Origin of the sequence: Pseudomonas abieticivorans (genome assembly GCF_023509015.1) — a bacterium.
GTDB classification, from domain to species: domain Bacteria; phylum Pseudomonadota; class Gammaproteobacteria; order Pseudomonadales; family Pseudomonadaceae; genus Aquipseudomonas; species Aquipseudomonas abieticivorans.
Genome location: NZ_CP094975.1, coordinates 6,611,848 through 6,634,894, shown reverse-complemented (window position 1 = coordinate 6,634,894; position 23,047 = coordinate 6,611,848). Strand labels below are relative to the sequence as shown.

Annotated in this window: 20 protein-coding genes and 2 pseudogenes; 13 read left to right on the top strand and 9 right to left on the bottom strand. The window is 60.4% G+C overall.

What is annotated here, in order from left to right; all coding sequences use genetic code 11:
* Positions 1 to 52: 52 nt before the first annotated feature.
* The 4 genes and pseudogenes from L9B60_RS30090 (at position 53) to L9B60_RS30075 (ending at position 4,432) form a co-directional block, all read left to right on the top strand.
* Complete coding sequence (locus L9B60_RS30090) at positions 53 to 1,036, top strand: WD40/YVTN/BNR-like repeat-containing protein (protein ID WP_438866040.1); 984 nt, start codon at positions 53 to 55, stop codon at positions 1,034 to 1,036.
* On the top strand, positions 1,033 to 3,426 hold the full coding sequence (locus L9B60_RS30085) for an efflux RND transporter permease subunit (protein WP_249674817.1): 2,394 nt from the start codon (positions 1,033 to 1,035) through the stop codon (positions 3,424 to 3,426). The genes L9B60_RS30090 and L9B60_RS30085 overlap by 4 nt, the downstream gene beginning before the upstream one ends.
* Before the next feature lie 291 nt (positions 3,427 to 3,717).
* Positions 3,718 to 3,873: pseudogene (locus L9B60_RS30080) on the top strand (Dyp-type peroxidase); the annotation flags it as partial.
* Positions 3,874 to 3,952: 79 nt separating this feature from the next.
* Positions 3,953 to 4,432, top strand: a complete 480-nt coding sequence (locus L9B60_RS30075) for an isochorismatase family protein (RefSeq protein ID WP_249674816.1) — start codon at positions 3,953 to 3,955, stop codon at positions 4,430 to 4,432.
* Between the two features lie 58 nt (positions 4,433 to 4,490).
* On the opposite strand, the gene L9B60_RS30070 is transcribed toward L9B60_RS30075, so the two are convergent.
* Entirely contained in the window at positions 4,491 to 6,104 is a 1,614-nt protein-coding gene (locus L9B60_RS30070) for an arylsulfatase (RefSeq protein ID WP_249674814.1), read from the bottom strand.
* A 241-nt stretch (positions 6,105 to 6,345) separates the two neighbouring features.
* Here L9B60_RS30070 and L9B60_RS30065 point away from each other — a divergent pair, with 241 nt between their 5' ends.
* On the top strand, positions 6,346 to 7,107 hold the full coding sequence (locus L9B60_RS30065) for a bestrophin-like domain (protein ID WP_249674813.1): 762 nt from the start codon (positions 6,346 to 6,348) through the stop codon (positions 7,105 to 7,107).
* Between the two features lie 21 nt (positions 7,108 to 7,128).
* Here the strand turns inward: L9B60_RS30065 and L9B60_RS30060 are convergent, their stop codons facing one another.
* From L9B60_RS30060 to L9B60_RS30040, 5 genes are all read right to left on the bottom strand, one after another.
* On the bottom strand, positions 7,129 to 7,308 hold the full coding sequence (locus tag L9B60_RS30060) for a DUF1289 domain-containing protein (protein ID WP_249674812.1): 180 nt from the start codon (positions 7,306 to 7,308) through the stop codon (positions 7,129 to 7,131).
* 4 nt (positions 7,309 to 7,312) lie between these two features.
* Positions 7,313 to 7,696 carry a hypothetical protein gene (locus L9B60_RS30055; protein WP_438866038.1) on the bottom strand — a complete coding sequence of 128 codons (384 nt, stop codon included), beginning with the start codon at positions 7,694 to 7,696 and terminating at the stop codon, positions 7,313 to 7,315.
* Complete coding sequence (gene dmeF, locus L9B60_RS30050; protein ID WP_249674810.1) at positions 7,689 to 8,606, bottom strand: CDF family Co(II)/Ni(II) efflux transporter DmeF; 918 nt, start codon at positions 8,604 to 8,606, stop codon at positions 7,689 to 7,691. Before dmeF ends, L9B60_RS30055 begins: the two co-directional genes overlap by 8 nt.
* 17 nt (positions 8,607 to 8,623) lie before the next feature.
* Positions 8,624 to 8,899 carry a metal/formaldehyde-sensitive transcriptional repressor gene (locus L9B60_RS30045; RefSeq protein WP_249674809.1) on the bottom strand — a complete coding sequence of 92 codons (276 nt, stop codon included), beginning with the start codon at positions 8,897 to 8,899 and terminating at the stop codon, positions 8,624 to 8,626.
* Positions 8,900 to 8,971: 72 nt separating this feature from the next.
* Complete coding sequence (locus tag L9B60_RS30040; RefSeq protein WP_249674807.1) at positions 8,972 to 9,634, bottom strand: TetR/AcrR family transcriptional regulator; 663 nt, start codon at positions 9,632 to 9,634, stop codon at positions 8,972 to 8,974.
* Positions 9,635 to 9,868: 234 nt separating this feature from the next.
* Between L9B60_RS30040 and L9B60_RS30035 the strand changes: the two genes are divergently transcribed.
* The 3 genes from L9B60_RS30035 to L9B60_RS30025 all read left to right on the top strand — a co-directional run bounded on the left by L9B60_RS30035 (position 9,869) and on the right by L9B60_RS30025 (position 13,651).
* Positions 9,869 to 11,182 carry an aromatic ring-hydroxylating oxygenase subunit alpha gene (locus tag L9B60_RS30035; RefSeq protein ID WP_249674805.1) on the top strand — a complete coding sequence of 438 codons (1,314 nt, stop codon included), beginning with the start codon at positions 9,869 to 9,871 and terminating at the stop codon, positions 11,180 to 11,182.
* A 35-nt stretch (positions 11,183 to 11,217) separates the two neighbouring features.
* Positions 11,218 to 12,207, top strand: a complete 990-nt coding sequence (locus L9B60_RS30030) for an ABC transporter substrate-binding protein (protein ID WP_249674804.1) — start codon at positions 11,218 to 11,220, stop codon at positions 12,205 to 12,207.
* A gap of 103 nt (positions 12,208 to 12,310) precedes the next feature.
* Positions 12,311 to 13,651 (top strand): OprD family porin, encoded by a 1,341-nt coding sequence (locus L9B60_RS30025; RefSeq protein WP_249674803.1) that lies wholly within the window; start codon positions 12,311 to 12,313, stop codon positions 13,649 to 13,651.
* Positions 13,652 to 13,705: 54 nt separating this feature from the next.
* Here L9B60_RS30025 and L9B60_RS30020 read toward each other — a convergent pair whose 3' ends face one another.
* Together L9B60_RS30020 and L9B60_RS30015 are read right to left on the bottom strand one after the other, a co-directional pair.
* Positions 13,706 to 14,335: a hypothetical protein gene (locus L9B60_RS30020; protein ID WP_249674802.1), complete on the bottom strand. Its 630-nt coding sequence runs from the start codon at positions 14,333 to 14,335 to the stop codon at positions 13,706 to 13,708.
* A 202-nt stretch (positions 14,336 to 14,537) separates the two neighbouring features.
* Positions 14,538 to 15,995, bottom strand: coding sequence for an efflux transporter outer membrane subunit (locus L9B60_RS30015; protein ID WP_249674801.1), 1,458 nt, complete (start codon positions 15,993 to 15,995; stop codon positions 14,538 to 14,540).
* Between the two features lie 90 nt (positions 15,996 to 16,085).
* On the opposite strand from L9B60_RS30015, the gene L9B60_RS30010 reads away from it, so the two are divergent.
* From L9B60_RS30010 to L9B60_RS30000, 3 genes are all read left to right on the top strand, one after another.
* Positions 16,086 to 16,700: a TetR/AcrR family transcriptional regulator gene (locus L9B60_RS30010; RefSeq protein WP_249674800.1), complete on the top strand. Its 615-nt coding sequence runs from the start codon at positions 16,086 to 16,088 to the stop codon at positions 16,698 to 16,700.
* A 76-nt stretch (positions 16,701 to 16,776) separates the two neighbouring features.
* Entirely contained in the window at positions 16,777 to 17,883 is a 1,107-nt protein-coding gene (locus L9B60_RS30005; protein ID WP_249674799.1) for an efflux RND transporter periplasmic adaptor subunit, read from the top strand.
* The gene (locus L9B60_RS30000; RefSeq protein WP_249674798.1) at positions 17,880 to 20,981 is read left to right on the top strand and encodes an efflux RND transporter permease subunit; all 3,102 of its coding nucleotides are present in this window, start codon (positions 17,880 to 17,882) and stop codon (positions 20,979 to 20,981) included. Before L9B60_RS30005 ends, L9B60_RS30000 begins: the two co-directional genes overlap by 4 nt.
* 41 nt (positions 20,982 to 21,022) lie before the next feature.
* Here the strand turns inward: L9B60_RS30000 and L9B60_RS29995 are convergent, their stop codons facing one another.
* The gene (locus L9B60_RS29995; protein ID WP_249674797.1) at positions 21,023 to 21,916 is read right to left on the bottom strand and encodes an AraC family transcriptional regulator; all 894 of its coding nucleotides are present in this window, start codon (positions 21,914 to 21,916) and stop codon (positions 21,023 to 21,025) included.
* 138 nt (positions 21,917 to 22,054) lie between these two features.
* On the opposite strand from L9B60_RS29995, the gene L9B60_RS29990 reads away from it, so the two are divergent.
* Complete coding sequence (locus tag L9B60_RS29990; protein ID WP_249674796.1) at positions 22,055 to 22,798, top strand: SDR family NAD(P)-dependent oxidoreductase; 744 nt, start codon at positions 22,055 to 22,057, stop codon at positions 22,796 to 22,798.
* An 18-nt stretch (positions 22,799 to 22,816) separates the two neighbouring features.
* Positions 22,817 to 22,958: pseudogene (locus tag L9B60_RS29985) on the top strand (VOC family protein); the annotation flags it as partial.
* Positions 22,959 to 23,047 lie beyond the last annotated feature (89 nt).

Below are 23,047 nucleotides of genomic sequence, written 5' to 3'. Positions count from 1 at the left end.
CGCGTCGCACTCAGGCAGGGCGGCAGGGTTAGATATGCCAGGACATTCATTGATGTTATCCAACGCTTTACCTCTGCTCGGCGTGTTGGCCGTGCTGGGCATGCCACCGGCCGTGCAGGCCGACCAGGCGGTGCCGACGGTGGCCCGGGCCACCGCCAGCCTGATGATCGATGCGGTGAACACCGGTGCGCGCCTGGTGGTGGTCGGCGATCACGGGCGCATCCTGTATTCCGACGACCAGGGCCATGCGTGGCGCCAGGCGCAGGTGCCCAGCCAGCAATTGCTGACGGCGGTGTACTTTGCCGATGCGTTGCATGGCTGGGCCGTAGGCCACGACGCGCAGGTGCTGGCCACGGTGGATGGGGGCCTGACCTGGACCTTGCAGTACCAAGACCCCCAACGCCAATCGCCCTTGTTGGGCGTGTGGTTCAAGGATGCACGGCAGGGCCTGGCGGTGGGGGCCTATGGCCTGCTGCTGGCCACGGCTGACGGCGGCCAGCACTGGCAGGATGTGAGTGCACGGGTCGACAACCCGGACCAGTTGCATTTCAACGCCATCACCGCCCTCGGCGATGCCCAAGTGTTTATCGTCGGCGAGCAGGGCAGCCTGTTTCGCTCCGTTGACCAGGGCGAGCACTGGCAACGCCTGTCTGTGCCTTACAACGGCAGCCTGTTTGGCGTGGTCGCCACCGGCCAGCCGCACACCCTGTTGGCCTATGGTTTGCGTGGGCACCTGCTGCGCTCCAGCGACAGTGGCGACAGCTGGCAAACCCTGACGCTTGCCGGTGAGCGCGGGCCGCTGGAGTTTGGCCTGGCCAAGGCCACCTTGCTCGACAACGGCGCGCTGGTAATCGTGGGCAACGGCGGCACGGTGCTGCGCAGCGATGACCATGGGCTGACCTTCAACCGCGTCAGCCGCGCAGACCGCCAAGCCTTGGCAGGCGTGGCGTCGGTGGGTAGCGATCGGTTGATCCTGGCGGGGCAGGGCGGTGTGCGCCTGGCTTGCGGCAATGGCAGCGAGGTGACCCAGCCATGAGCCGCCACGAAAAAATATCGCTCAGCCAACCGGCCAAGGCCACCTTCCTTGAACGCCTGATCTTCAGCAATCGCCCCTGGGTGATCCTGATCTGCCTGTTGGTCAGCTGTTTCCTGTTCTACCAGGCCACGCTGATCCGCCCCTCCACCAGCTTCGAGAAAATGATCCCGCTCAAGCACCCCTTCATCGAGAAGATGATGGAGCACCGCAACGACCTGGCCAACCTGGGCAACACCGTGCGTATTTCGGTGGAAGCGGTGAACGGCGACATCTTCAACAAGGACTACATGGAGACCTTGCGCCAGATCCACGACGAGGCGTTCTACATCCCCGGCGTTGACCGCTCGGGCATGAAGTCGCTGTGGAGCCCCAGCGTGCGCTGGACCGAGGTGACCGAGGACGGTTTCGCCGGTGGCGAGGTCATCCCGCAAAGCTACGACGGTTCGCCCGACAGCCTGGAGCTGTTGCGCAACAACATCCTCAAGTCCGGCCAGGTGGGGCGGCTGGTGTCCAACGACTTCAAGTCGAGCATCATCGAGTTCCCGCTGCTGGAGACCTACCCCAACCCCGATGACCAGGGCAAACTGGAACACCTGGACTACCAGAAGTTTTCCCACAGCCTGGAAGAAAAGATCCGCAGCAAGTTCGAGGCGCAAAACCCCAACATCAAGGTGCACATCGTCGGTTTCGCCAAGAAGGTCGGTGACCTGATCGACGGTTTGATCATGGTGGTGATGTTCTTCGGCGTCGCCTTCGTGATCACCCTGGTGCTGCTGTACTGGTTCACTCACTGCATCCGCAGCACCGTCGCGGTGTTGAGCACCACCCTGGTGGCGGTGGTCTGGCAGCTGGGGCTGATGCACTTTTTCGGCTTTGGGCTGGACCCGTATTCGATGCTGGTGCCGTTTTTGATCTTCGCCATCGGCATCTCCCACGGCGTGCAGAAAATCAACGGCATCGCCTTGCAGTCCAGCGATGCCGACAACGCCCTGACCGCCGCGCGGCGTACTTTCCGGCAGCTGTTTTTGCCGGGCATGATCGCCATCCTGGCCGATGCCGTGGGCTTTATCACCCTGCTGATCATCGACATCGGCGTGATCCGCGAGCTGGCGATCGGCGCCTCCATCGGCGTGGCGGTGATCGTGTTCACCAACCTGATCTTGCTGCCGGTGGCGATCTCCTACGTGGGCATCAGCAAGCGCGCCATCGAGCGCAGCAAAAAGGACGCGGTGCGCGAGCATCCGTTCTGGCGTGCGCTGTCCAACTTCGCCAGCCCCAAGGTGGCGCCGGTGTCGGTGGTGTTGGCGCTGCTGGCCCTGGGCGGTGGCCTGTGGTACGGCCACAACCTGAAGATCGGCGACCTGGACCAAGGCGCGCCGGAGCTGCGCCCCGACTCGCGCTACAACCTGGACAACCAGTTCATCATCAATAACTACGCCACCAGCTCCGACGTGTTGGTGGTCATGGTGAAAACCAAGGCCGAGGGCTGCTCGGCCTACGACACCATGGCGCCGATCGACGAACTGATGTGGAAGATGAACAACACCCAGGGCGTGCAGTCGGCGATCTCCCTGGTGACCTTCTCCAAACAGATGATCAAGGGCATGAACGAGGGCAACCTGAAATGGGAAACCCTGTCGCGCAACCCCGACGTGCTCAACAGCTCCATCGCCCGCGCCGACGGCCTGTACAACGGTGACTGCTCGCTGGCACCGGTGCTGATCTTCCTCAACGACCACAAGGCCGAAACCCTGGACCGCGCCGTGACGGCGGTCAAGGACTTCGCCAAGACCCACGACCACGAAGGCCTGGAGTTCCAACTGGCGGCGGGCAACGCCGGCATCGAGGCGGCTACCAACGAGGTGATCAAGACCAGCGAACTGACCATCCTGGTCCTGGTGTACATCTGCGTGGCGGTGATGTGCATGATCACCTTCCGCTCGTTCGCCGCCACCTTGTGCATCGTGCTGCCGCTGGTGCTGACCTCGGTGCTGGGCAACGCGCTGATGGCCTTCATGGGCATCGGCGTCAAGGTCGCGACCTTGCCGGTGGTGGCCCTGGGCGTGGGTATCGGCGTGGACTACGGCATCTACATCTACAGCCGCCTGGAAAGCTTTTTGCGGGCCGGGCTACCGCTGCAAGAGGCTTACTACCAGACCCTGAAATCCACCGGCAAGGCGGTGCTGTTCACCGGCCTGTGCCTGGCGATCGGGGTGTGCACCTGGATCTTCTCGGCCATCAAGTTCCAGGCCGACATGGGCCTGATGCTGACCTTCATGCTGCTGTGGAACATGTTCGGTGCGCTGTGGCTGCTACCGGCGCTGGCGCGGTTCCTGATCAAGCCGGAGAAAATGGCCGGCAAACAGAGCAAGTCGCTGTTCGCCCATTGATCGGTTTCGCGGATTCATCCGCGAAGCCCGCGCCACGGAATGCCTGATTCACCGTGTTGGCCTATCGCAAGCAAGCTTGCTCCCACATTGCCTGCAACTGTGGGAGCAAGCTTGCTTGCGAATGGACGCCAGAAAACCCCAGCCACACTATTTGTCTGTAGGAGCGGATTCATCCGCGAAGCCCGCGCCGCAGAATGCCTGATTCACCGTGGTGGCCTTTCGCAAGCAAGCTTGCTCCCACATTGGCTGCAACTGTGGGAGCAACTGTGGGAGCAAGCTTGCTTGCGAATTGGCCAGGAACTAAAAATCGTGCGCGACAACATGCCCTTCGGCAGGCCAGCGGGCAATCATGACCGTTTGCTCGACTACAGCACGGCTGTCACCGGCGGGCTGTTTTTCGTGCCGTCGGCCGATCTGTTGGAGGCCCTGGCCGATCATCAGCCCTAGTCATCAGGAGCAGCGGGCAGGGCGCACGGGCGCTTTGCAACGATATACTGCGCGCCTTCAGTTGTGTCCGGGAAACGCCATGCGCCAGGTTTTATTGATCGTCGATGTCCAAGCCACCTTCAACCCGCCCGAGTGGCTGGTGGATGGGGTGCGGGCGTTTTCGGCGAGGATTCCGACCATCGCTTCGGTCGAACTCCACGATGAACGGGTTACCCCGTTTGAGCGGCAACTCGGTTGGCACCCCGCGGCCGAGGACGAAAGCCTGGTGGAGGCCGACCAGGTATTCATCAAGCACGGCTACGGGCAAACCGCCGAAGCCCTCGCGTACATCAAGCAGTTGGGTGTCGAGCGTGTGCTGGTGTGCGGCATGCAGACCGAAACCTGCGTGCTGGCCGCAGGTTTCGCGCTGTTCGATGCCGGGCTTGCGCCGACGCTGGTCACCGACCTTACGGTGGGCTCGTCCCTGGACCGCTCGGGGCAGTTGGGGATCGACCTGTGGAAGCACCATTTTCGTCAGGTCACGACCCGTGCCCAAGTGCTGGCCGAATTGGCGGCCTGAAGGCCAGGCACGCCGGGTGACTGTCGAGGGTGCAAGGCCCCGTGTGACACCGCAGGCGTCAACGGCTCATGGCCGCGCGGGCCGCTTCGATCTTGGCCTTGACCGCATCCAGGTTGAAGCTCGCGCCTTTTTGCATCGGCGGGTACTCGACGGCGGTTTCCGCTAGCTTGACCACTTGCTGTTGAACAAACACAAAGCGCCAGAACTGAAACTTGAACCACTCAAAGTAAGACAGCGAACCACTGGCCGCCATGTTCTCCGGCCAGCCGGCACGTTCGTAAGGATCGAGCCGCAGGTTGGTCAGCACCGGCATGTCCAACGTGACTTTGGCACCCAGCCAGCCATCGGGCTGGTCGATGAACCGATACTTGAAGTCGTCGATACGAATGGCCCCCAAGGCGCTTTCACCGAAGTAGAAGATCTCGTGGCGGTTGGAGGGGCCCTTGCCGGTGATCATCGGCGTTTGGTCGTAGCCGTCCAGGTGCACCTTGTAGGTGGTGTCACCCAGTTGCTTGCCCTTGAGCAGTTGAGCCGTAATGTCTGGGTTGCCGGCGGCGGTCAGGAAGGTGGGGAACCAATCCATGCCCGACATGATGCCGTTGGCAATGGTATTGGCGGGTACAGTGCCCGGCCAGCGGATAATAGCCGGTACACGGAAGCCGCCTTCCATCACGGTGCCTTTGCCCATGGCAAACGGGGTGGCGCCACCGTCGGGCCAGGTGAAGTTTTCCGCGCCGTTGTCGGTAGTGAATACCACGATGGTATTGTCATCCATGCCCTCTTTTTTCAACTTGGCCATGACCTCGCCGACAATATCGTCAAGTTGCGCCATGCCGGCTTCCTGTTCCGACCAGCCATTTTCCGAATTGCGCAGTGCTTCATATTTATCGGACAGGTGGGTCACGATATGCATGCGGGTCGGGTTTAACCAGACAAAGAACGGTTTGTTGTCGTGTTTCGCTTTGTCGATAAAACCAAAGGCCTTATCGCGAATTTCATCGTCCACGGTTTTCATGCGCTCGGGGTACAGCGTGCCGGCGTCTTCTATTTTCTGTTTGCCTACTTTGCCCCAACGCGGCATATCGGTGGCGTCATCGGTGGTGGTCGCCCAACTGTGTACCATGTTGCGTGGGCCGACCGTATTCAATAATTCCTGCGGATAATTAGGGTGCGACGGGTCTTCCATGGCGTCCAGGTGGTAGAGATAACCAAAGAACTCATCGAAGCCGTGCACCGTGGGCAAGAACTGGTTGAGGTCGCCCAAGTGGTTCTTGCCGAACTGGCCGGTGGCGTAGCCCATGGACTTGAGCGCGGTGGCAATGGTGACCGCTTCATTGGGGATGCCGATGGGCGAGCCGGCCTGGCCGACCGTGGTCATGCCGGTGCGGATTGGCAGTTCGCCGGTGATGAAGTTGGCGCGCCCGGCGGTGCAACTGGCTTCGGCGTAGTAGTCGGTAAAGCGCATGCCCTCGGCGGCCAGGGTATCCAGGTTGGGCGTGCGCCCGGCCATCATGCCCTGATTATAAACGCCGATATTGGACCAGCCGACGTCATCGCCCATGATCACGACAATATTAGGTGCGGGTTTATCAGCGCCCTGTGCAAGGCCGCACAGGGCCACGACGGATAACAAGGACAACGCCAGCGATTGCAATAAATAGGTAGGGTTCATGTGGAGCTCCAGTGGACTAGTATTAGTGCCCTGAGATGGCCCCCCGACCATGAGTTGTTGTGCGTCCCCGGCAAGAGCGTAGGTCGGTTTTATAAAATAGCCAATCATAATATATGCTTTTGAAAGTGCTGTTTCAGTTGCTTTACAACTGCTTGTTAAATACGTCGACTGTGCCAGGGCGTAATGAATTAATGTAAGGCTGAATAAGCAGGCATTTTTAACCGCCGCGCGGAGACCGAACATGACTAATGTATTGATTGCACTGCTTTCGTTTACCTGCCTGGTGGGCAGTGCCGCGGCCGGGTGGTGGTTGCGCCAGCGCTTGCCCGAGCATCATTTGAGCGATGACTCCATTGGCGTGATCAAGCTGGCCACCGGGCTGATTGCAACGATGGCGGCACTGGTGCTGGGGCTATTGATTTCGTCGGCCAAAGGCACCTTCGACAGGGCCAACGCGCAGTTGGTCAGCACCGCCGCGCAGGTGGAGCAATTCGACCGGGTGCTGGCGCGCTATGGCCCGCCGACCCAAGACCTGCGTGGCACCGTGCAACGTCATTACCGGGGCGTGATTGACCTGTTGGCGACCGGTAATACCCACGATATCGCCCGGCTCAATGACAGCCAGGCCATCCAGCGTTCAGAAGCCCTGCGCGAGGCCGTGGTGCAATTGCCCGTGGCCAACGAAGAACAGGCGGTGCTTAAAAAACGCGCGCTGACGATCATGGACGATGTGTTCAGCTTGCGCGGGTTATTGATGCTGCAAGCCATCGGCCCCGTGCCGCCGGCACTGCTGGTGGCACTGATCGCCTGGCTGTCGATCATCTTTGCATCCTTTGGCCTGCTGTCAGCGCGTAATGCGACGGTGTTCGCCGTGGTGCTGATGTGCGCGTTGTCTACCAGCACGTCCATCTTGCTGATCGAGGAACTGAACCGGCCATTGGATGGCTTGATCGGTATTTCCCTTGAGCCGATGCGCGACATCCTCGACCGCCTTGGCCAGTGACGGTCTATTGAACGTGCCTGCTCACTTGGCCTTTTTCAGCGCTTTCAAGCGCAAGGTGGCGCGCTGCACCGCGGCCATTTTTTCCGGGCGCTTCATCCGCTTCCATTTGCGAATGTCGTCCTTGCTCCGCCCACAACTCACGCACAGGTCACCGCTCAACTGGCAGGTTGAAACGCACGGGTTCTCGATATCCTTGGCCACTGGGCTACCCCTTTGCCGCATGCAGCCTGGCCAGGCGTGCGGGCCAATCCCCTGCCTGTTGCGCCTGGCATTGCTGTTGTGAATCAACGCGCACGCAGCGCGCCAGTTGCCGGGCGTCCAGCGTAACCTCGGCAGCGCCCAAGGCCTGGGCGGTCAGTTCACGCATGCGCGCATCCAGGCCCGTTGCCAAGGCCTGCGCCTGGTTGGCCTGGGTGTCGAACACCCAGACCACGCGAAGGCTGTGGGGGAACGCCTGGTAGTCGACCAGGTGGGTCAACCAGTCGAAACCGGGCAGTTCAGCCTTGGCGGTTTCGCAGGCCTGGGTCAGGGCCACCACCAGGCGGCGCTCCAAGCGCGCCTGGTCGCGTTTGCTGGCAAGCTCAGGCACGGCGCAACTCCACGGTGAGGTGGCTGATGGCATGGACGGGTTTGAGCCGTTCGCGAACGCTGTCCGCATCCAGTGGCGGGTGGGCCAGCACGCTGACGATGGCGGCATGCGCTTGCGGCCCCACGCGCCAGACGTGCAGGTCGGTGACGGTCGCATCGCCCGGTTGTTCAACCCGGGTGCGAATATCCGCGGCCATTTGCGCGTCGGTCTGGTCCAGCAACACGCTGGCACTGGACTTCATCAGGGTCCACGACCACCGGGCAATCACCACGGCGCCGGCGATGCCCACGGCCGGGTCCAGCCACACCCAACCCAGGTAACGCCCGGCGAGCAGGGCGGCGATGGCCAGCACCGAGGTCAAGGCATCGGCGATGACGTGAACGTACGCCGACCTCAGGTTGTTGTCGTGGCCAGCGTGATGGTGTTCGTGATCGTGATCGTGTGCATGATCGTGGTCGTGCGAATGGCCATGGCCGAGCAGCAACGCGCTGACGATGTTCACCAGCAGGCCGACGACGGCAATCAGCGTGGCCGTGCCGAATTGCACCTCGGCTGGCTGCAGCAGGCGCATCACCGACTCCACGGCAATGCCCAGCGACACCAGGCCCAGGATGAGCGCCGAGGCAAAGCCGCCCAGGTCACCCACCTTGCCGGTGCCAAAACTGTAGCGCGCGTTGTTAGCGTTGCGTCGGGCATAGGCATAGGCCGCCGCAGCGATGCCCAATGCACCGGCGTGGGTGGCCATGTGAAAACCGTCGGCGAGCAGCGCCATGGAGCCGGTCAAGTAGCCAGCGGCGATTTCCCCGACCATCATCACCACGGTCAACATCACCACCCACAGGGTGCGCTTGGCGTTCTCATCGTGCTGTGAGCCGAGGAATACGTGGTCGTGGGTGTGGCCGGTGGTCATGGGTATAGCCTGCCTGGTCATTTGGAGTAACGCCGGATCGCTTCCAGAAGCTCTTCAACGCCTTGGCTGCGCGCTTGATCGCTGAGCGCGGGGTTGGCCACGTGTTCCCTGGCGTGGTCGGCGATGATCTCTTCCATCAAGCCGTTGATGGCGCCGCGCGTGGCAGCGACCAGGTGCAAGGTCTTGGCGCAGTCGTCGTCTGCTTCCAAGGCCCTTTCCACGGCCTGGATCTGCCCGGCGATGCGCTTGACGCGCTTGATCAGGCTGTCTTTGTTGGTTGCGATGTGGCCCATAGGATACCCCCCTTACCTATGTGCAAGCATGGCATACCCCGCCCCCCTATGCAACGCCGCCTACGGGGCGGTTCAGACCACCGAAGCGGGCGCCCCGACGACCCCCACCCCACGCAACAGCAGGTCGGTCAAAAACCGCGAATATTGCTCGGCCAGCGCCTCGTCGTTGCTGTCGGCAAACAGCACGCCAAACAGCGGTTGGGCGGTGGCAAAAAACGTGCAGGCGCCCACCAAAACCACGTGCAGCATGCGCGGGTCGATTTGCGGCAGGCCCGGCCTTGGCGGCCTGGCGTGCAGGATCGCCTCGCTGAGGTCCACGCCGCGTTGGGCAATGGTGTCCAAAACCTCGCCGGTTTGCGGGTCTTTGCCTTGGTAGATTTCGCGCAAGACCAGTTGCACGAAGTGCGGGTTTTGCCGGCCGATATCGATGATCAAACGGATGCGCCGGTACAGCATGCGCTCGATGTCCTGCCCATCGCTGGGCGATTGGCTGCCCAACTGGGTCACGTCCAGCAAATGCAGGGTGGCCGCGCGCAACAAGCCGTCCTTGCCGCCGAAGTAATAGCGGATCAATGCCGGGTCGACGTTCACTTGCCGGGCGATGTCCAGCAGCGTCAGGTCGGTGGGCGTGCAGGTGCGCAGCAGCGCCAAGGTGGCCTCGATCAGGCCTTCCCTGCCGATGGCGGCCTTGTGGGCGGGGCGGCCGCGCTTTTTCTTTTCCGATGAAATGTCCATGGGCTGGGATCATAACCTGCGGGAACACCGTTTTGGGTAGCTCGGTGACATTTTGCTGCGCCGTGGTGCACGTGGTCACGCGGCCCGCCTTGTTTCGTTAGTGGTACAGGTTAACCATATGAATAATAACGACTTTAATTTAATTCCTTTTAAAAGGAATAAATGGCATTCAATCTGCATTCTTGCCTGGCGCCCCCTGCCGGGGGCATCACGTGCCTATCGAAGGAGTGCTGCATGCTCAGTGAAGAAAAGAACCGTACCTTGACCCAAGTGGGGCCCGGTACGCCCATGGGCGATTACCTGCGCCGTTATTGGCAGCCGATTGCCGGTGAAAGCGAGTTCGACGACAAGCCGATCAAGACCCTGACCCTGATGGGCGAGGACCTGGTGCTGTACAAGGATTTGAACGGCGACTTCGGCCTGGTTGACCGCCGCTGCCCGCATCGCAATGCCGACATGTCATACGGTTACGTGGAACAGACCGGGCTGCGCTGCAGCTACCACGGCTGGCAATTCGACCAGGGCGGCGGCTGCCTGCATCAGCCTTATGAAGACACCTGCGACCCCACCGGGCGCATGCGCAACAAGACCAAAATCAAGGCCTACCCGGTGGTCGCCAAGGCCGGCTTGCTCTGGGCTTACCTGGGCCCGGCCCCGGCACCGCAACTGCCAGACTGGGAGCTGTTCAACTATAAGAATGGCTTTGCCCAGGTGGTGTGCGCAGAGATCCCGTGCAATTGGTTCCAGTGCCAGGAGAATTCCATCGACCCGGTGCATTTCGAATGGACCCATAACAACTGGACCTTGCGCCAGCAAAGCGATGAGGTGGACTACGTGCCCACGCACCTGCAACTGGCCTTCGAGGAGTTCGAGCATGGTTTCGTCTACCGGCGTTTGCGCGAGGGTGAAGCCTGCGACGACGTGATGTGGAATGTCGGGCGCGTGACGTTGTGGCCCAACGGCTTTTACCTCGGCCACCATTTCGAATGGCGGGTGCCCATCGATGACCATCGCACCTTGAGCATTTTGTGGGTGTTCAGCCGCGTGCCCAGCGAGCAGGAGCCCTACGTGCAAGCGAAAATCCCCACCTGGTACGGCCCCATCAAAGACCCTGTGACCGGCCGCTGGATCACCAGCCACGTGGCCAACCAGGACTTCGTGGTGTGGGTGGGGCAAGGCACCGTCACCGACCGCACCCGCGAGCACCTGGGCCAAAGCGACCGCGGCATCGTGATGATGCGGCGGCGGTTTTTCGAAGAGCTCGACGCCCTGCGCGAGGACCCCGGGCACATCCCCAAGGGCCTGATCCTGGACCCTGCGCACAACCAGAACGTGTTCTTGCCGTCGGCCTGTCGCGACGAACTGATCCAGGGCCTGCCCCGTGAGCAGCTGGCCGCGCACCCGCTGCTGGGCCCTTACCTCAAGGACTTTTTCGGCCAGGCCGGCCAGCCTCCCGAGGTGCGCGTTGCGTACGAGCAAGCGGTGGGGCAGAAGATGAATGGCGCGCAGTTTTTCACGGTGCACGGCAGTGGTCGAGAAGGCCGTTGAGCACACCTACCTTTTCCGAACACAAGGTATCTGTCATGAAGCGTTTGATCCGATGGTGTTTCTCAGTGTTGCTTATTTCCCCCGTGCTACTCCCGGTGGCCCGCGCCGACCTTCAGGAGGTGACCTTCCTGATGCCGGCGCCACCGAACCTGCCGGGCTTTGCACCGTGGATCATCGCCCAGCAAAAAGGCTATTACGCCCAATTGGGCCTGCGGGTCAATTGGGTGACGGCCAAGGGCGGCGTCGATGTGGCCAAGCAGGTGGGCGCCGGCAATGCGTTGTTCGGCGCGGCCAGCGGCGACGTGCCGATCATCGTGCGGGCCAACGGCGTGCCGGTGCGCAATGTCGCGGTGTTGGGCACCCACGGCTACACCTTGTTGGCCACTGATGCGGCGCAGCACATTGGCAGCATCGAGCAGCTGCGCGGCAAGACCATTACCGTGATGTCCTATTCGGACTCGCTGTACTACGCCTTGCTGGCGTCGCTGCGCAAGGCTTCGGTGGACAAAAGCGAGGTCAATATCCAAGCCGCTGGGCCGGCCGGGGTGTGGCAGTTGCTGGCCGACGGCAAAGCCGATGCCATGGCCGGTTCGCCCGATTGGGTGGTCAATGCGCAGGAGGCCGGGCGAGCGCTGCAACTGATCCCCCAGGCGCAGATGTTCGATGGCATGGCGCAGTCGATCCTGGCCTCCGACGAGGCCATCGCCCAGCACCCCGAGCTGGTGCAGAAAATGGTCGAAGGTACCTTGATGGGGTTGCGCGACATTCTACAAGACCCCGCTCAAGCCGCGAAAACCTTCGTGGCGGCAGTGCCGGCGTACCAGGGCAAGGAGGGCAAGGTGGAACAGATCCTGGCGCTGTACACCCAGTACGTCTACGGCCAGCAAGAGCGCCTGGGTGAAATCCAGCCCGAGCGGGTTGCCCAGTCCGTGCGTTTCTTCAGCGAGGAGGGCATCGTCAAGTCGACCTTGCCTGTCGATGAGTATTTCACCAACCGCTTTATCGGGACGCTCCCCGCCCGATAACCGGGGCGTTAGCGAGCCAGCAATACCAACCTAACAAAATCAATCATTGGGCCTGTGGTGTCCGCCTTTTCGGCGAATCGCAGGCTTGGCAGGAGTGTGGGCGATGACAATATTGAAATGGAGCGCGATGCTGGTCGGCTTGGGCCTGGTCAACACACCGGCGGTGATGGCAGCCGCTTTTGTCAGTGATCAGGCCACGGCCAAGGGGTTTGTCGAAGACGCTTCGCTGAACCTGTTGCTGCGCAATTATTACTGGAACCGCGACAACCAGAACGGCGCACCGGATGCCCGCGACTGGACCCAAGGTTTGCAGGGGGTGTTTAACTCGGGCTTTACCCAGGGCACGGTCGGCGTGGGCGTGGATGCCTTTGGTTACCTGGGCTTCAAACTGTGGGCGCCGGATGAATATGCGGTGCCTGGCTACACCTCGGGCAACCTCACCGAGGGCGCCGACGGCCACCCCGACAGCCACTACGGCAAGGCCGGTGCTGCGCTGAAACTGCGCGTCTCGCGCACGCTGCTGAAAATCGGCGACCAGCAGCCCTCGACCAGCCCGGTGTTTGCCGTGGGCGGTAGCCGCCTGACGCCGGTGACCGTCAGTGGCCTGCAGTTGATGAGCAGTGAAGTCGATAACCTGGACCTTGAGGCCGGGCATTTCTATTCCGGCACCAGTCAGGACCAGACCAACCGCGACGGCAGCCTCTGGGCGGCCTACGCCAATCGCCCCGCCAGTGCCATGGACTTCGCCGGTGGGCGCTATGCCTTCGTCGACACGCCATGGAGCCTTGGCCTTTACGGCGGCCGCCTGCAAGGCATCTGGGACCAGTACTACGGCAACCTGAACTACACCACGGCGCTGTCCGATAGCCAGTCGCTGGCGGTGGATTTCAACTACTACCGCACCACTGACCAAGGCGCGGCCAAGGCGGGTGCGATTGACAACAACACCTTCTCCATTGCCGCAGGCTACAGCTTTTTGTCGGCGCACACGCTGACCCTGGGGTTTCAGAAGGTCAACGGCAACACCCCGTTCGACTACGTGGGCACCGGCGACGACAACAAACCTGGAGACTCGTGCTTTATTGCCAACTCCGTGCAGTACTCGGACTTCAACGGGCCGGGGGAAAAGTCCTGGAAGGCGCAGTACGACCTGAACATGGCGCCTTATGGCGTGCCGGGGCTGACCTTCATGACCCGCTACGTGTACGGCGATGGCATTGACGGCACGCACCTGTCGCCCAGCAGCGCCTACTACGGCATGTACGGTGCCGATGAGCGCCATCACGAAACCAACCTTGAAGCCAAATACGTGGTTCAGTCAGGCCCGGCGCGGGACATGTCGATCAAGGTGCGGCAGGCCTGGCACAGCGCCACGGCTGGGGATCCGGATGGCGATGCCAACGAATTCCGGTTGATTGTCGATTACCCGATCGCGGTGTTCTGAGGCCTCGGGGCCTGCGGCCCCTGTGTAGCTTTGCCGGCCCAAGCGGCGTCGGGCCTAGCGCTGCACAGGGGGCAACGGCCCCACAAACATCACTTTCAGCCGATTACCACCCATCACCCGGGCCAACTCGGCGATCACGCAATACATGAATATCAATGTCACGAGCAAAATCTGCACCGCCCAAAAGCGCGGCCAGTTCATCGAGGTCCAAAGCAGTGAGTTCGCATCCATGAAGCTGGGTGCCTCTTTCCAGTAGTCGTACAAACGCTCCAGATAATGGACAACCAGCGCGACCAGCGCATACATGAGCGTCTTCCAGGTGACATTCCAGATCAGCGGCTTTTCCGGAAAGCGGTTGATGAAGGGCAGCATGTCCGCGATCAATACCGACTTGCCGAGGATCAGTGATGCGATCAGCACCGACGTCGACGTCGTCAGGTCAACCCCCGTCCCCTTGATCATGAGCCCGCGAATAAGGGCCACGATGTGCAGGATGATGAAAAAAAACACGGTCGGCGGCAGTACCTTCATGAGTTCGTGTTTGATCTTGGCTATTGCCGTGCTCATGGTGGCGTCCTTGAATGGGTAGTTCGCGTAGATCCACCCAGCCGCATCGAGCCTGGCTGGCCCCGGGTTAGCGCGATGGGTGAGGATAAAAGCAGGCAAGCCAGCGGCAACTGCCACGGCTTGACCTCATGCAGTAAAGCATCAGTAGGCGCTTTAAGGCGTCATCGCGATGCTTGCGATAACACGCCAACGGCATCCACAACCCGTGACAGTGACCGTGAAGCCGCCATCGCAGGCAAGCCTTGCTTCCACAGATGCGGGTGCTTGTGACGGGTGATGGCATATTGAGGGCTCGGTGCCGCAATGGTCTGTTTCTACACTACCGGGAGCCAACAATGGGCTGGGACGGTTGCCATCCGCCACCCAGGGCTTTGAATGCTGCGACAGCCGAGCGAGCCGACTCCGTCTGCGCTTGGGCGCGCGCATCGGCTATCAGCAGCAACTTTTCATCGGTCCGCAGCACTTCAATCAAGCTGATCGCGCCTTTTTGGTATCCCATGAATGAAGATTGTCTAGCGGCGGCGAGAGCGGTTTCGCCTCTGCTCAGCGTTGCAGCTTGAGCTTCTCGGTTGGCCAAAGAGGAGAAAGCGTTTTCAACATCGGCAGTGGCTTGTAAGACTGACTGGCGGTAAGCCGCCAAGGCTTCAGCTTCTGCACCCTTGGCCTGCTCGATCTGAGCGTTTACGCGACCAAAATCGAACAGTCTCCAGCGCAGCCCCAGAACGCCTGCCGATTGGTTCGCTGCGCTGCTGAACAGATTGCCGCTTGATAGTGCTGTCGCACTACCCATCAATGCACTGAGGGAGAACTTTGGGTAGTACTCGCTCACAGCCACTGCGATGCGGGCGCTGGAGGCGGCGAGGCGACGCTCTGCCACGATGAGGTCGGGCCTGCGGCGCAGAAGGTCTGCTGGTGTGCCGGTCGACGTAAGCTGCGGAGGGTGCGGGATACCTGTGGCTGTCGCAAGCGTCTGACGATGGGTGCCTGGGGGTACGCCTGTCATTATATCCAATGCATTCATGGCCGCATCAAGTCCGGTGCACAGAACCGGCACGCTCGCCTTCGCCTGTGCAAGCTCGCCTTCGGTCTGATGCAATTCGTACTCCGAGGCCAGCCCCTTGGTGTAGAGAAGACGAACCTTTTCTAGCAGTTCTTCCTGCGTTTTGACCTGCTGATGGGCAATAGCCAGTCGCGATTGCAGGCCACGCAGGGTGATGTAGGTATCAGCCGTTTGAGCCGCTACTGCAAGCCTGGCTGCGATGACGCCTGCCTCAGAGGCCTCATACTCAGCCAATGCTGCCTGCCTGCTGCGGCGCAGACCGCCGAACACATCCAGCTCCCAACTGGCACCGAGGTCAGCTTCGTAGGCGTTGCCATAGCGATCATAGCCGGGGGTCGAGTCGAGGACCTGGCCGAGTGGCGTTTCTACCGATTGATAGGAGCGTGCCGCCTGGGCGCTAAGGTTGCCAGAGGGCAGAAGCGCCGCCGTTGCAAAACCCAGTTGTGCCCGCGCTTGGGTGAGCTGGGCGTCTGATTGGGCCAAGTCGAGATTCTTCGAAAGAGCCCGTAAGACTAAGTCGCTAAGCAAGGGGTCATCGAAACCTTGCCACCAAACGACATTGCTTGTTGAACCCACGGTAATATTGGTTTCGATATTAGGTTGCGCCAGGTAACGGTCTTTGATCGGCGCTTCGGGGCGTTGATAATCCGGCCCCACGGCGCAGCTCGCCAGTAGGCTGGTACTGATGACCAGTGCGTACGTAGAAAGCGAGCGCATTGAAATTTTCCTTGATCTGACCTCGGCTGTGACGATATTACAATATGGTCACTCGTTGTCAATCATGGCTTGTGGAGCTAAGCTGGAAACATGACTAACCAAACGAAGACGACTCCGCCGCGTGGGCCATCGGACCACAGCGTTCGTGACCAAGTCGTGGAAGCGGCCACGCAGCACTTCGGTCACTACGGGTACGAGAAGACCACGGTCTCCGATCTGGCCAAGGCCATTGGCTTCTCCAAAGCCTACATCTACAAATTCTTTGACTCCAAACAGGCTATCGGTGAAGTGATTTGCGCCAACCGGCTGGCGATGATCATGGCCATCGTGGAGTCGGCTATTGCGGATGCACCCACCGCCTCCGAGAAGCTGCGGCGCCTGTTTCGCGCGCTGGTAGAGGCCGGCAGCGACCTGTTTTTTCACGACCGCAAGCTCTATGACATCGCCGCTGTAGCAGGACGAGACCAGTGGCCCTCTGCGATGGCACACGACGAGCGCCTGCAAGTACTGGTCAGGGAAATTGTTCTCGAAGGGCGGCAGTCGGGCGAATTCGAGCGAAAGACCCCACTGGATGATGCCGTTCAGGCGATTCATCTGGTCCTGCGGCCGTATATCAGCCCGGTGCAGTTGCAGTACAACCTGGACATTGTCACCACGGCCCCCGTGCACCTCTCAGCGCTGATACTGCGAAGCCTGGCGCCTTGAGTTTGTGACTATTGACTAAAATGGTCACTATCTGGAGAATCGGTTCCCTGTCCACTTGATACGAGTCAGGGATCCCATGCTCCGGTCCAGATCTGCAACCCTTGCCGTTTGTTTGCTTCCTTTCGTTTTGACTGCGTGTGGAGAGTCGTCGACCGAGCGCGATCCGCGAACTCAACCACTGTTGGTAAGAACCGCTACTGTCGCGAGTGCTAATGGCGTATCGCGTTCGTTTACCGGTGTTGTGGTGGCTCGCGTTCAGAGCGATTTGGGCTTTCGCGTCTCGGGGAAGGTGCTGGAACGCTTGGTGGATACTGGGCAGATCGTCAAACGGGGGCAGCCCCTGATGCGTCTGGATCCCATCGACCTTGGTCTCCAGGCGCAAGCCCAAGTGCAGGCCGTTGCGGCCGCCGGTGCACGCGCTAAACAAACGGCGGATGACGAAGCACGTAATCGCGATCTGGTAGGCGCAGGCGCAATCTCCGCCTCGGCGTACGACCGGATCAAATCCATGGCCGACACGGCCAAGGCAGAACTGAACGCTGCGCAAGCCCAAGCCAATGTTGCTCGCAATGCCACTGGCTACGCCATTTTGCTCGCCGATGCCGACGGGGTAGTGATTGAAACTCTGGCAGAGCCCGGGCAAGTCGTAAGCGCCGGTCAACCCGTAGTAAGACTTGCAAAGGCGGGGCCACGCGAGGCCATCATCCATTTACCCGAAACCGTGCGCCCCGCCATTGGCGACCAGGCCCAGGCTAAATTGTACGGCAGTGATACGAAGGTAATCCTTGCGAAGCTGAGGCTGCTGTCTGACGCGGCTGATCCGCTCACGCGTACGTACGAGGCACGGTATGTGCTCGATGGCGCCAACGCTAACCCGCCGCTGGGTTCTACCGTCACGCTGCTTATCAAAGACGGCCAGGCCGCCCAGCCTGAGCTCACGGTTCCAATGGCTGCCCTCTACGACCCGGGCAAGGGGCCCGGCGTTTGGGTAGTTGCGGGTACGCCGGCAATAGTTTCATGGCGTGCGGTTCAGCTACTGGGTTTGAGCGATGACTCGGCGACGGTGAGTGGCGGCGTCAAGCCCGGTGAACAGGTCGTTGCCTTGGGAGCGCATTTACTTCACGAGGGTGAGCAAGTGTTGGTCCAGCAGTTGGGTAGCGGGATCAGCGGGGGCCGACCATGAGCGGGTCCCGTTTCAATCTTTCTGCACTGGCCGTTCGCGAACGGTCCATCACACTGTTCCTCATTTTGTTGATCGTCGTCGCGGGTACTCTTTCATTTTTCAAACTGGGCCGTGCAGAAGACCCGCCATTCACCGTCAAACAGATGACCGTTATCTCTGTGTGGCCGGGTGCGACCGCGCAAGAAATGCAGGACCAAGTGGCCGAGCCGCTTGAAAAACGCATGCAGGAATTGAAGTGGTATGACCGCAGCGAGACTTACACCCGCCCAGGCATGGCCTACACCATGGTTTCGCTGTTGGATAAAACTCCGCCATCCGAGGTGCAGGAAGAGTTCTATCAAGCGCGTAAAAAGCTGAGCGATGCGGCCAAAACTTTGCCGGCTGGCGTTATCGGCCCGATGGTCAACGATGAGTTCTCGGACGTGACATTCGCACTGTTTGCGCTCAAGGCCAAAGGTGAGCCCCAGCGTTTATTGGTGCGCGATGCTGAATCGCTGCGCCAGCGCCTGCTGCATGTGCCGGGCGTGAAAAAGATCAATATTATTGGCGAGCAGACCGAGCGCATCTTCGTGTCGTTTTCCCATGAGCGGCTGGCGACACTGGGTATTGCTCCCCAGGATATTTTTGCTGCCCTGAACAGCCAGAACGCCTTGACGCCTGCCGGTTCGATTGAAACCAGCGGGCCGCAAGTACTGCTGCGCCTGGATGGCGCGTTCGACAAGCTCGACAGTATCCGCAATACCCCGATTTTCGTGCAGGGTAGAACCCTGAAGCTGTCAGACGTGGCGACGGTTGAACGTGGGTATGAAGACCCCGCGACCTTTCTGGTCCGTAACCAGGGTGAGCCTGCCTTGTTGTTGGGCATCGTCATGCGCGATGGCTGGAATGGGCTGGACCTTGGTAAAGCGCTGGATGCCGAGACGGTAAAAATCAACCAAGGCATGCCGCTGGGTATGACGCTTTCAAAGGTCACCGATCAATCAGTGAACATCAGTTCGGCCGTTGACGAGTTCATGATCAAATTCTTCGTTGCGCTGCTGGTGGTGATGTTGGTCTGCTTCCTCAGCATGGGCTGGCGCGTAGGTGTGGTGGTCGCGGCGGCTGTGCCGCTCACATTGGCTATCGTGTTCGTGGTCATGGAGGCGTCGGGTAAGAACTTTGACCGTATTACCCTGGGTTCACTGATCCTCGCACTGGGTCTTTTGGTGGATGACGCCATTATCGCTATCGAGATGATGGTGGTGAAAATGGAGGAGGGCTATGACCGCGTCAAGGCATCCGCTTATGCCTGGAGCCATACCGCAGCGCCCATGCTTGCCGGCACCTTAGTCACGGCGGTTGGCTTTATGCCCAACGGGTTCGCGCAGTCTACGGCTGGTGAGTACACCAGCAACATGTTCTGGATCGTAGGCATCGCGCTGATCGCCTCCTGGCTGGTCGCAGTGATCTTCACGCCCTATCTGGGTGTGAAGATGTTGCCCGACATCAAGCCGGTCGAAGGTGGGCATGCCGCGATCTATGACACGCCGCATTACAACCGTTTTCGTCGGGTTCTGACCCGAGTGATCGGCCTGAAATGGCTAGTGGCAGGCGCGGTCATCCTGATATTTGGCGTGGCCATCGTGGGAATGGGGCTGGTTAAAAAGCAGTTTTTCCCGACCTCGGACCGTCCAGAAGTATTGATCGAGGTGCAGATGCCATATGGCACCTCGATTGAACAAACCAGTGCGACGACGGCGAAGATCGAAGCCTGGCTCCAACAGCAGAATGCCGCGAAAATCGTGACCTCCTATATTGGCCAGGGGTCCCCACGCTTTTACCTGGCCATGGCGCCAGAGTTACCCGATCCATCGTTTGCGAAAATCGTGGTGCTGACGGACAGCCAGGAGGCGCGCGAAGCGCTCAAGTTGCGTATTCGGGAAGCGGTCGCTGAAGGACTCGCACCTGAGGCGCGCGTGCGAGCGACTCAGCTTGTCTTCGGCCCTTATTCACCCTTTCCTGTTGCATACCGGGTGACGGGACCGGATCCCGTTAAATTGCGTGAGATCGCGGGGCGGGTGGAAAGCGTCATGCAGGCAAGCCCGATGATGCGCACGGTCAATACCGACTGGGGGCCGCGGGTGCCGACACTGCATTTCTCCCTGGACCAGGACCGGTTGCAGGCAGTTGGGCTCACGTCCAGCGCAGTCGCCCAGCAACTGCAATTCTTGCTCTCAGGTATTCCGATAACGGCTGTTCGCGAAGATATTCGTTCGGTGGAAGTGATGGGGCGGGCAGCAGGGGGTATACGGCTGGACCCTGCAAAGATTGAGGGCTTTACCCTGGTAGGTTCGGCCGGCCAGCGTATTCCGCTTGCTCAGATAGGCGAGGTCGGTGTGCGCATGGAAGATCCCATTCTGCGGCGCCGTGACCGCATGCCGACGATCACCGTGCGTGGCGATATTGCCGAAGACCTGCAACCACCGGATGTGTCCTCGAACATCATGAACGCGTTGCAGCCTATCATCGCCAGCCTTCCAGACGGCTATCGCATCGATCAAGCGGGGTCGATCGAAGAGTCCGCAAAGGCCACTGTCGCGTTGCTGCCGCTGTTTCCGATAATGATTGCCGTGACGTTGATGATCATCATCATCCAGGTACGGTCGATGTCTGCGATGGTGATGGTTTTCCTTACCGCACCGCTTGGGCTGGTCGGAGTAGTGCCAACCTTGCTCTTGTTCAACCAACCGTTCGGTATTAACGCTCTGGTAGGGCTGATCGCTTTATCCGGCATCCTGATGCGCAATACCTTGATCCTGATCGGCCAGATCGACCACAACGAAAAGCAAGGGCTCGATCCTTTTCACGCTGTGGTTGAAGCGACTGTGCAACGAGCGCGGCCGGTGTTGCTCACGGCCATGGCGGCAATCCTCGCATTTATCCCGCTGACCCATTCGGTGTTCTGGGGCACCTTGGCTTATACCTTGATTGGAGGCACCTTGGGAGGCACTGTCATGACCTTGGTGTTCTTGCCAGCCATGTACTCCATCTGGTTCAAAATTCGCCCTGGGCTTGCGCACATAGGCGATGATGTGCGCGTTGTGACAGGCCAGAGTTAGAGTTTGGAGGCATCACCAACGGGTTCCAATCCGCCCACCGGCTAGCGTCCAATACCTCTCGTATCCCCGAGGATCCTTCCCGCGTCCTGTGCAGGAGGGAGCCCGAACACCCGCGCATAATCTCGGCTGAATTGCGTGGCGCTTTCGTAGCCAACCTCGAAGGCCGCAGCCATCACGCTCTTGGCACTTGCCACCATCAATGTTCGTGCCTGGAGCAGGCGCACGCGTTTCTGATACTGCAAAGGGCTTAAATTCGTGACTGCCTTGAAGTGGCGATGAAATGCCGACACGCTCATCGACGCTCGTTCCGCCAAACGTTCGACGCCGATGGGCTCGGCAAAGTCGCGGCGAATCCATTGGATTGCCATGTTCACCCGGGCCATGGCGGTATCAGGCGCTGCAATCTCTCTGAGCATCCAGCCATGCGGTCCCTGGAGGACACGAAAGATGATCTCGCGCTCATACACCGGCGCTAGCGCTGCGATGGCGTCGGGATCGCCTATTAGACGCAGCATCCGCACCCAGGCATCCATCAGGTCGGTGGTGACCGAGGCAACCGAAAAGCCCGGACTATTTTCCACGCGGCCGGCATGTTTGGGCAGGTCGGCGAATAATGTCGACAAGACTTGCGAATCAAGCGTCAAGCTGACTGCCAGATATGGCTCACCCGACGCAGCGGGATGTACCAAACCCACCGCAGGTAAATCGATGGACATCACAAAATAGGTCGCCGGGTCATACCGCAGGGTCTTATCCCCGACCGTCATGCTTTTGCTACCTTGCAGGATTACGTTGATCATTGGGTCATAGACCGCTGCGAGCAGGTGCTCGGGGATCTTGCCCTGCACCATGGCCACGCGCGGAATGCCTGTTTCGGTTCGGCGGTTTTCAGCGCCGGCCGCCATTGATCTGAGTGCTTTGAGTTGATTGTCCATGCCTCGCATGCTGAAGGTAGAACAGCCCCGCGCGCAAGCGAAAAGCAGAAACAGGCAGGTTTCGAGTAGGAACGGATAAGACCCGCCCGGCGTTGGTTATTACTGTGGACGCTCATTCCAACCACAGAGGAAACGAACATGGGCGTCATCGTGATCACAGGCGGCAGTCGCGGTATTGGTGCCAGTACTGCCGTGCATATTGCCAAAAAAGGGTTGGGCGTCATCTTGACCTATAACACCAACCCCCAGGCCGCAGCTTCGGTCGTGGACCGTATCGAGCAAGCGGGCGGCAAGGCCGTAGCCCTCAAGCTCGATGTATCGGACGTTGGCGGTTTCGAGGCATTTAGGGCGTCAGTGGCGGGGGCACTACTGGAAAACTGGGATGCCACCCAGCTGAATGGCTTGGTCAACAACGCCGGCCATGGCCTGTTCAACCCCTTGACCGCCGTCAGCGAGGCGCAGTTCGATGGCTTGTTCAACGTGCATCTCAAAGGCCCGTTTTTTCTCACCCAAACGTTGCTGCCGCTGCTGGCCGAAGGCGCCAGTATCGTCAACCTGACCAGTGCCACTACCCGCGTGGCCACCGCAGGCGTTGCGCCGTACGCAGCCTTCAAGGGCGGGCTCGAAGTGCTCACTCGCTACATGGCCAAGGAGCTTGGCGAGCGGCGCATACGGGCCAATGCCGTGTCACCGGGTGCCATCCGTACCGAGCTGGGTGGCGGCCTGAACGATGAGTTCGAAGCGATGCTGGCGGCGCAAACTGCGCTCGGCAGGGTGGGCGAGCCCGAAGACGTCGCGCGGGTTATCGCTATGCTGCTGTCCGAGGAGGGGGCCTGGATCAATGCCCAGACTATCGAAGTTGCCGGTGGCTACAACATCTGAACACGCGAGGGCTACACCGTGCTCGATCATCTATTTTTATCGGTAAGCGACATCGCACGCTCTATCCGTTTCTATGAAGCTGCACTCGCGCCGCTGGGTATTACCGCGCGCCTAGACTACGACGGCAAGGACGGCCCACCCGGGCATCCAGACCTCTTTGATCGAAACCGTCAATGGCTATTCCTATACGCCGTTGGCAGCGGTGGAAGCTGCGCGTCAAGTATTGAACGGTGCTCGGCAGCCGGGTTT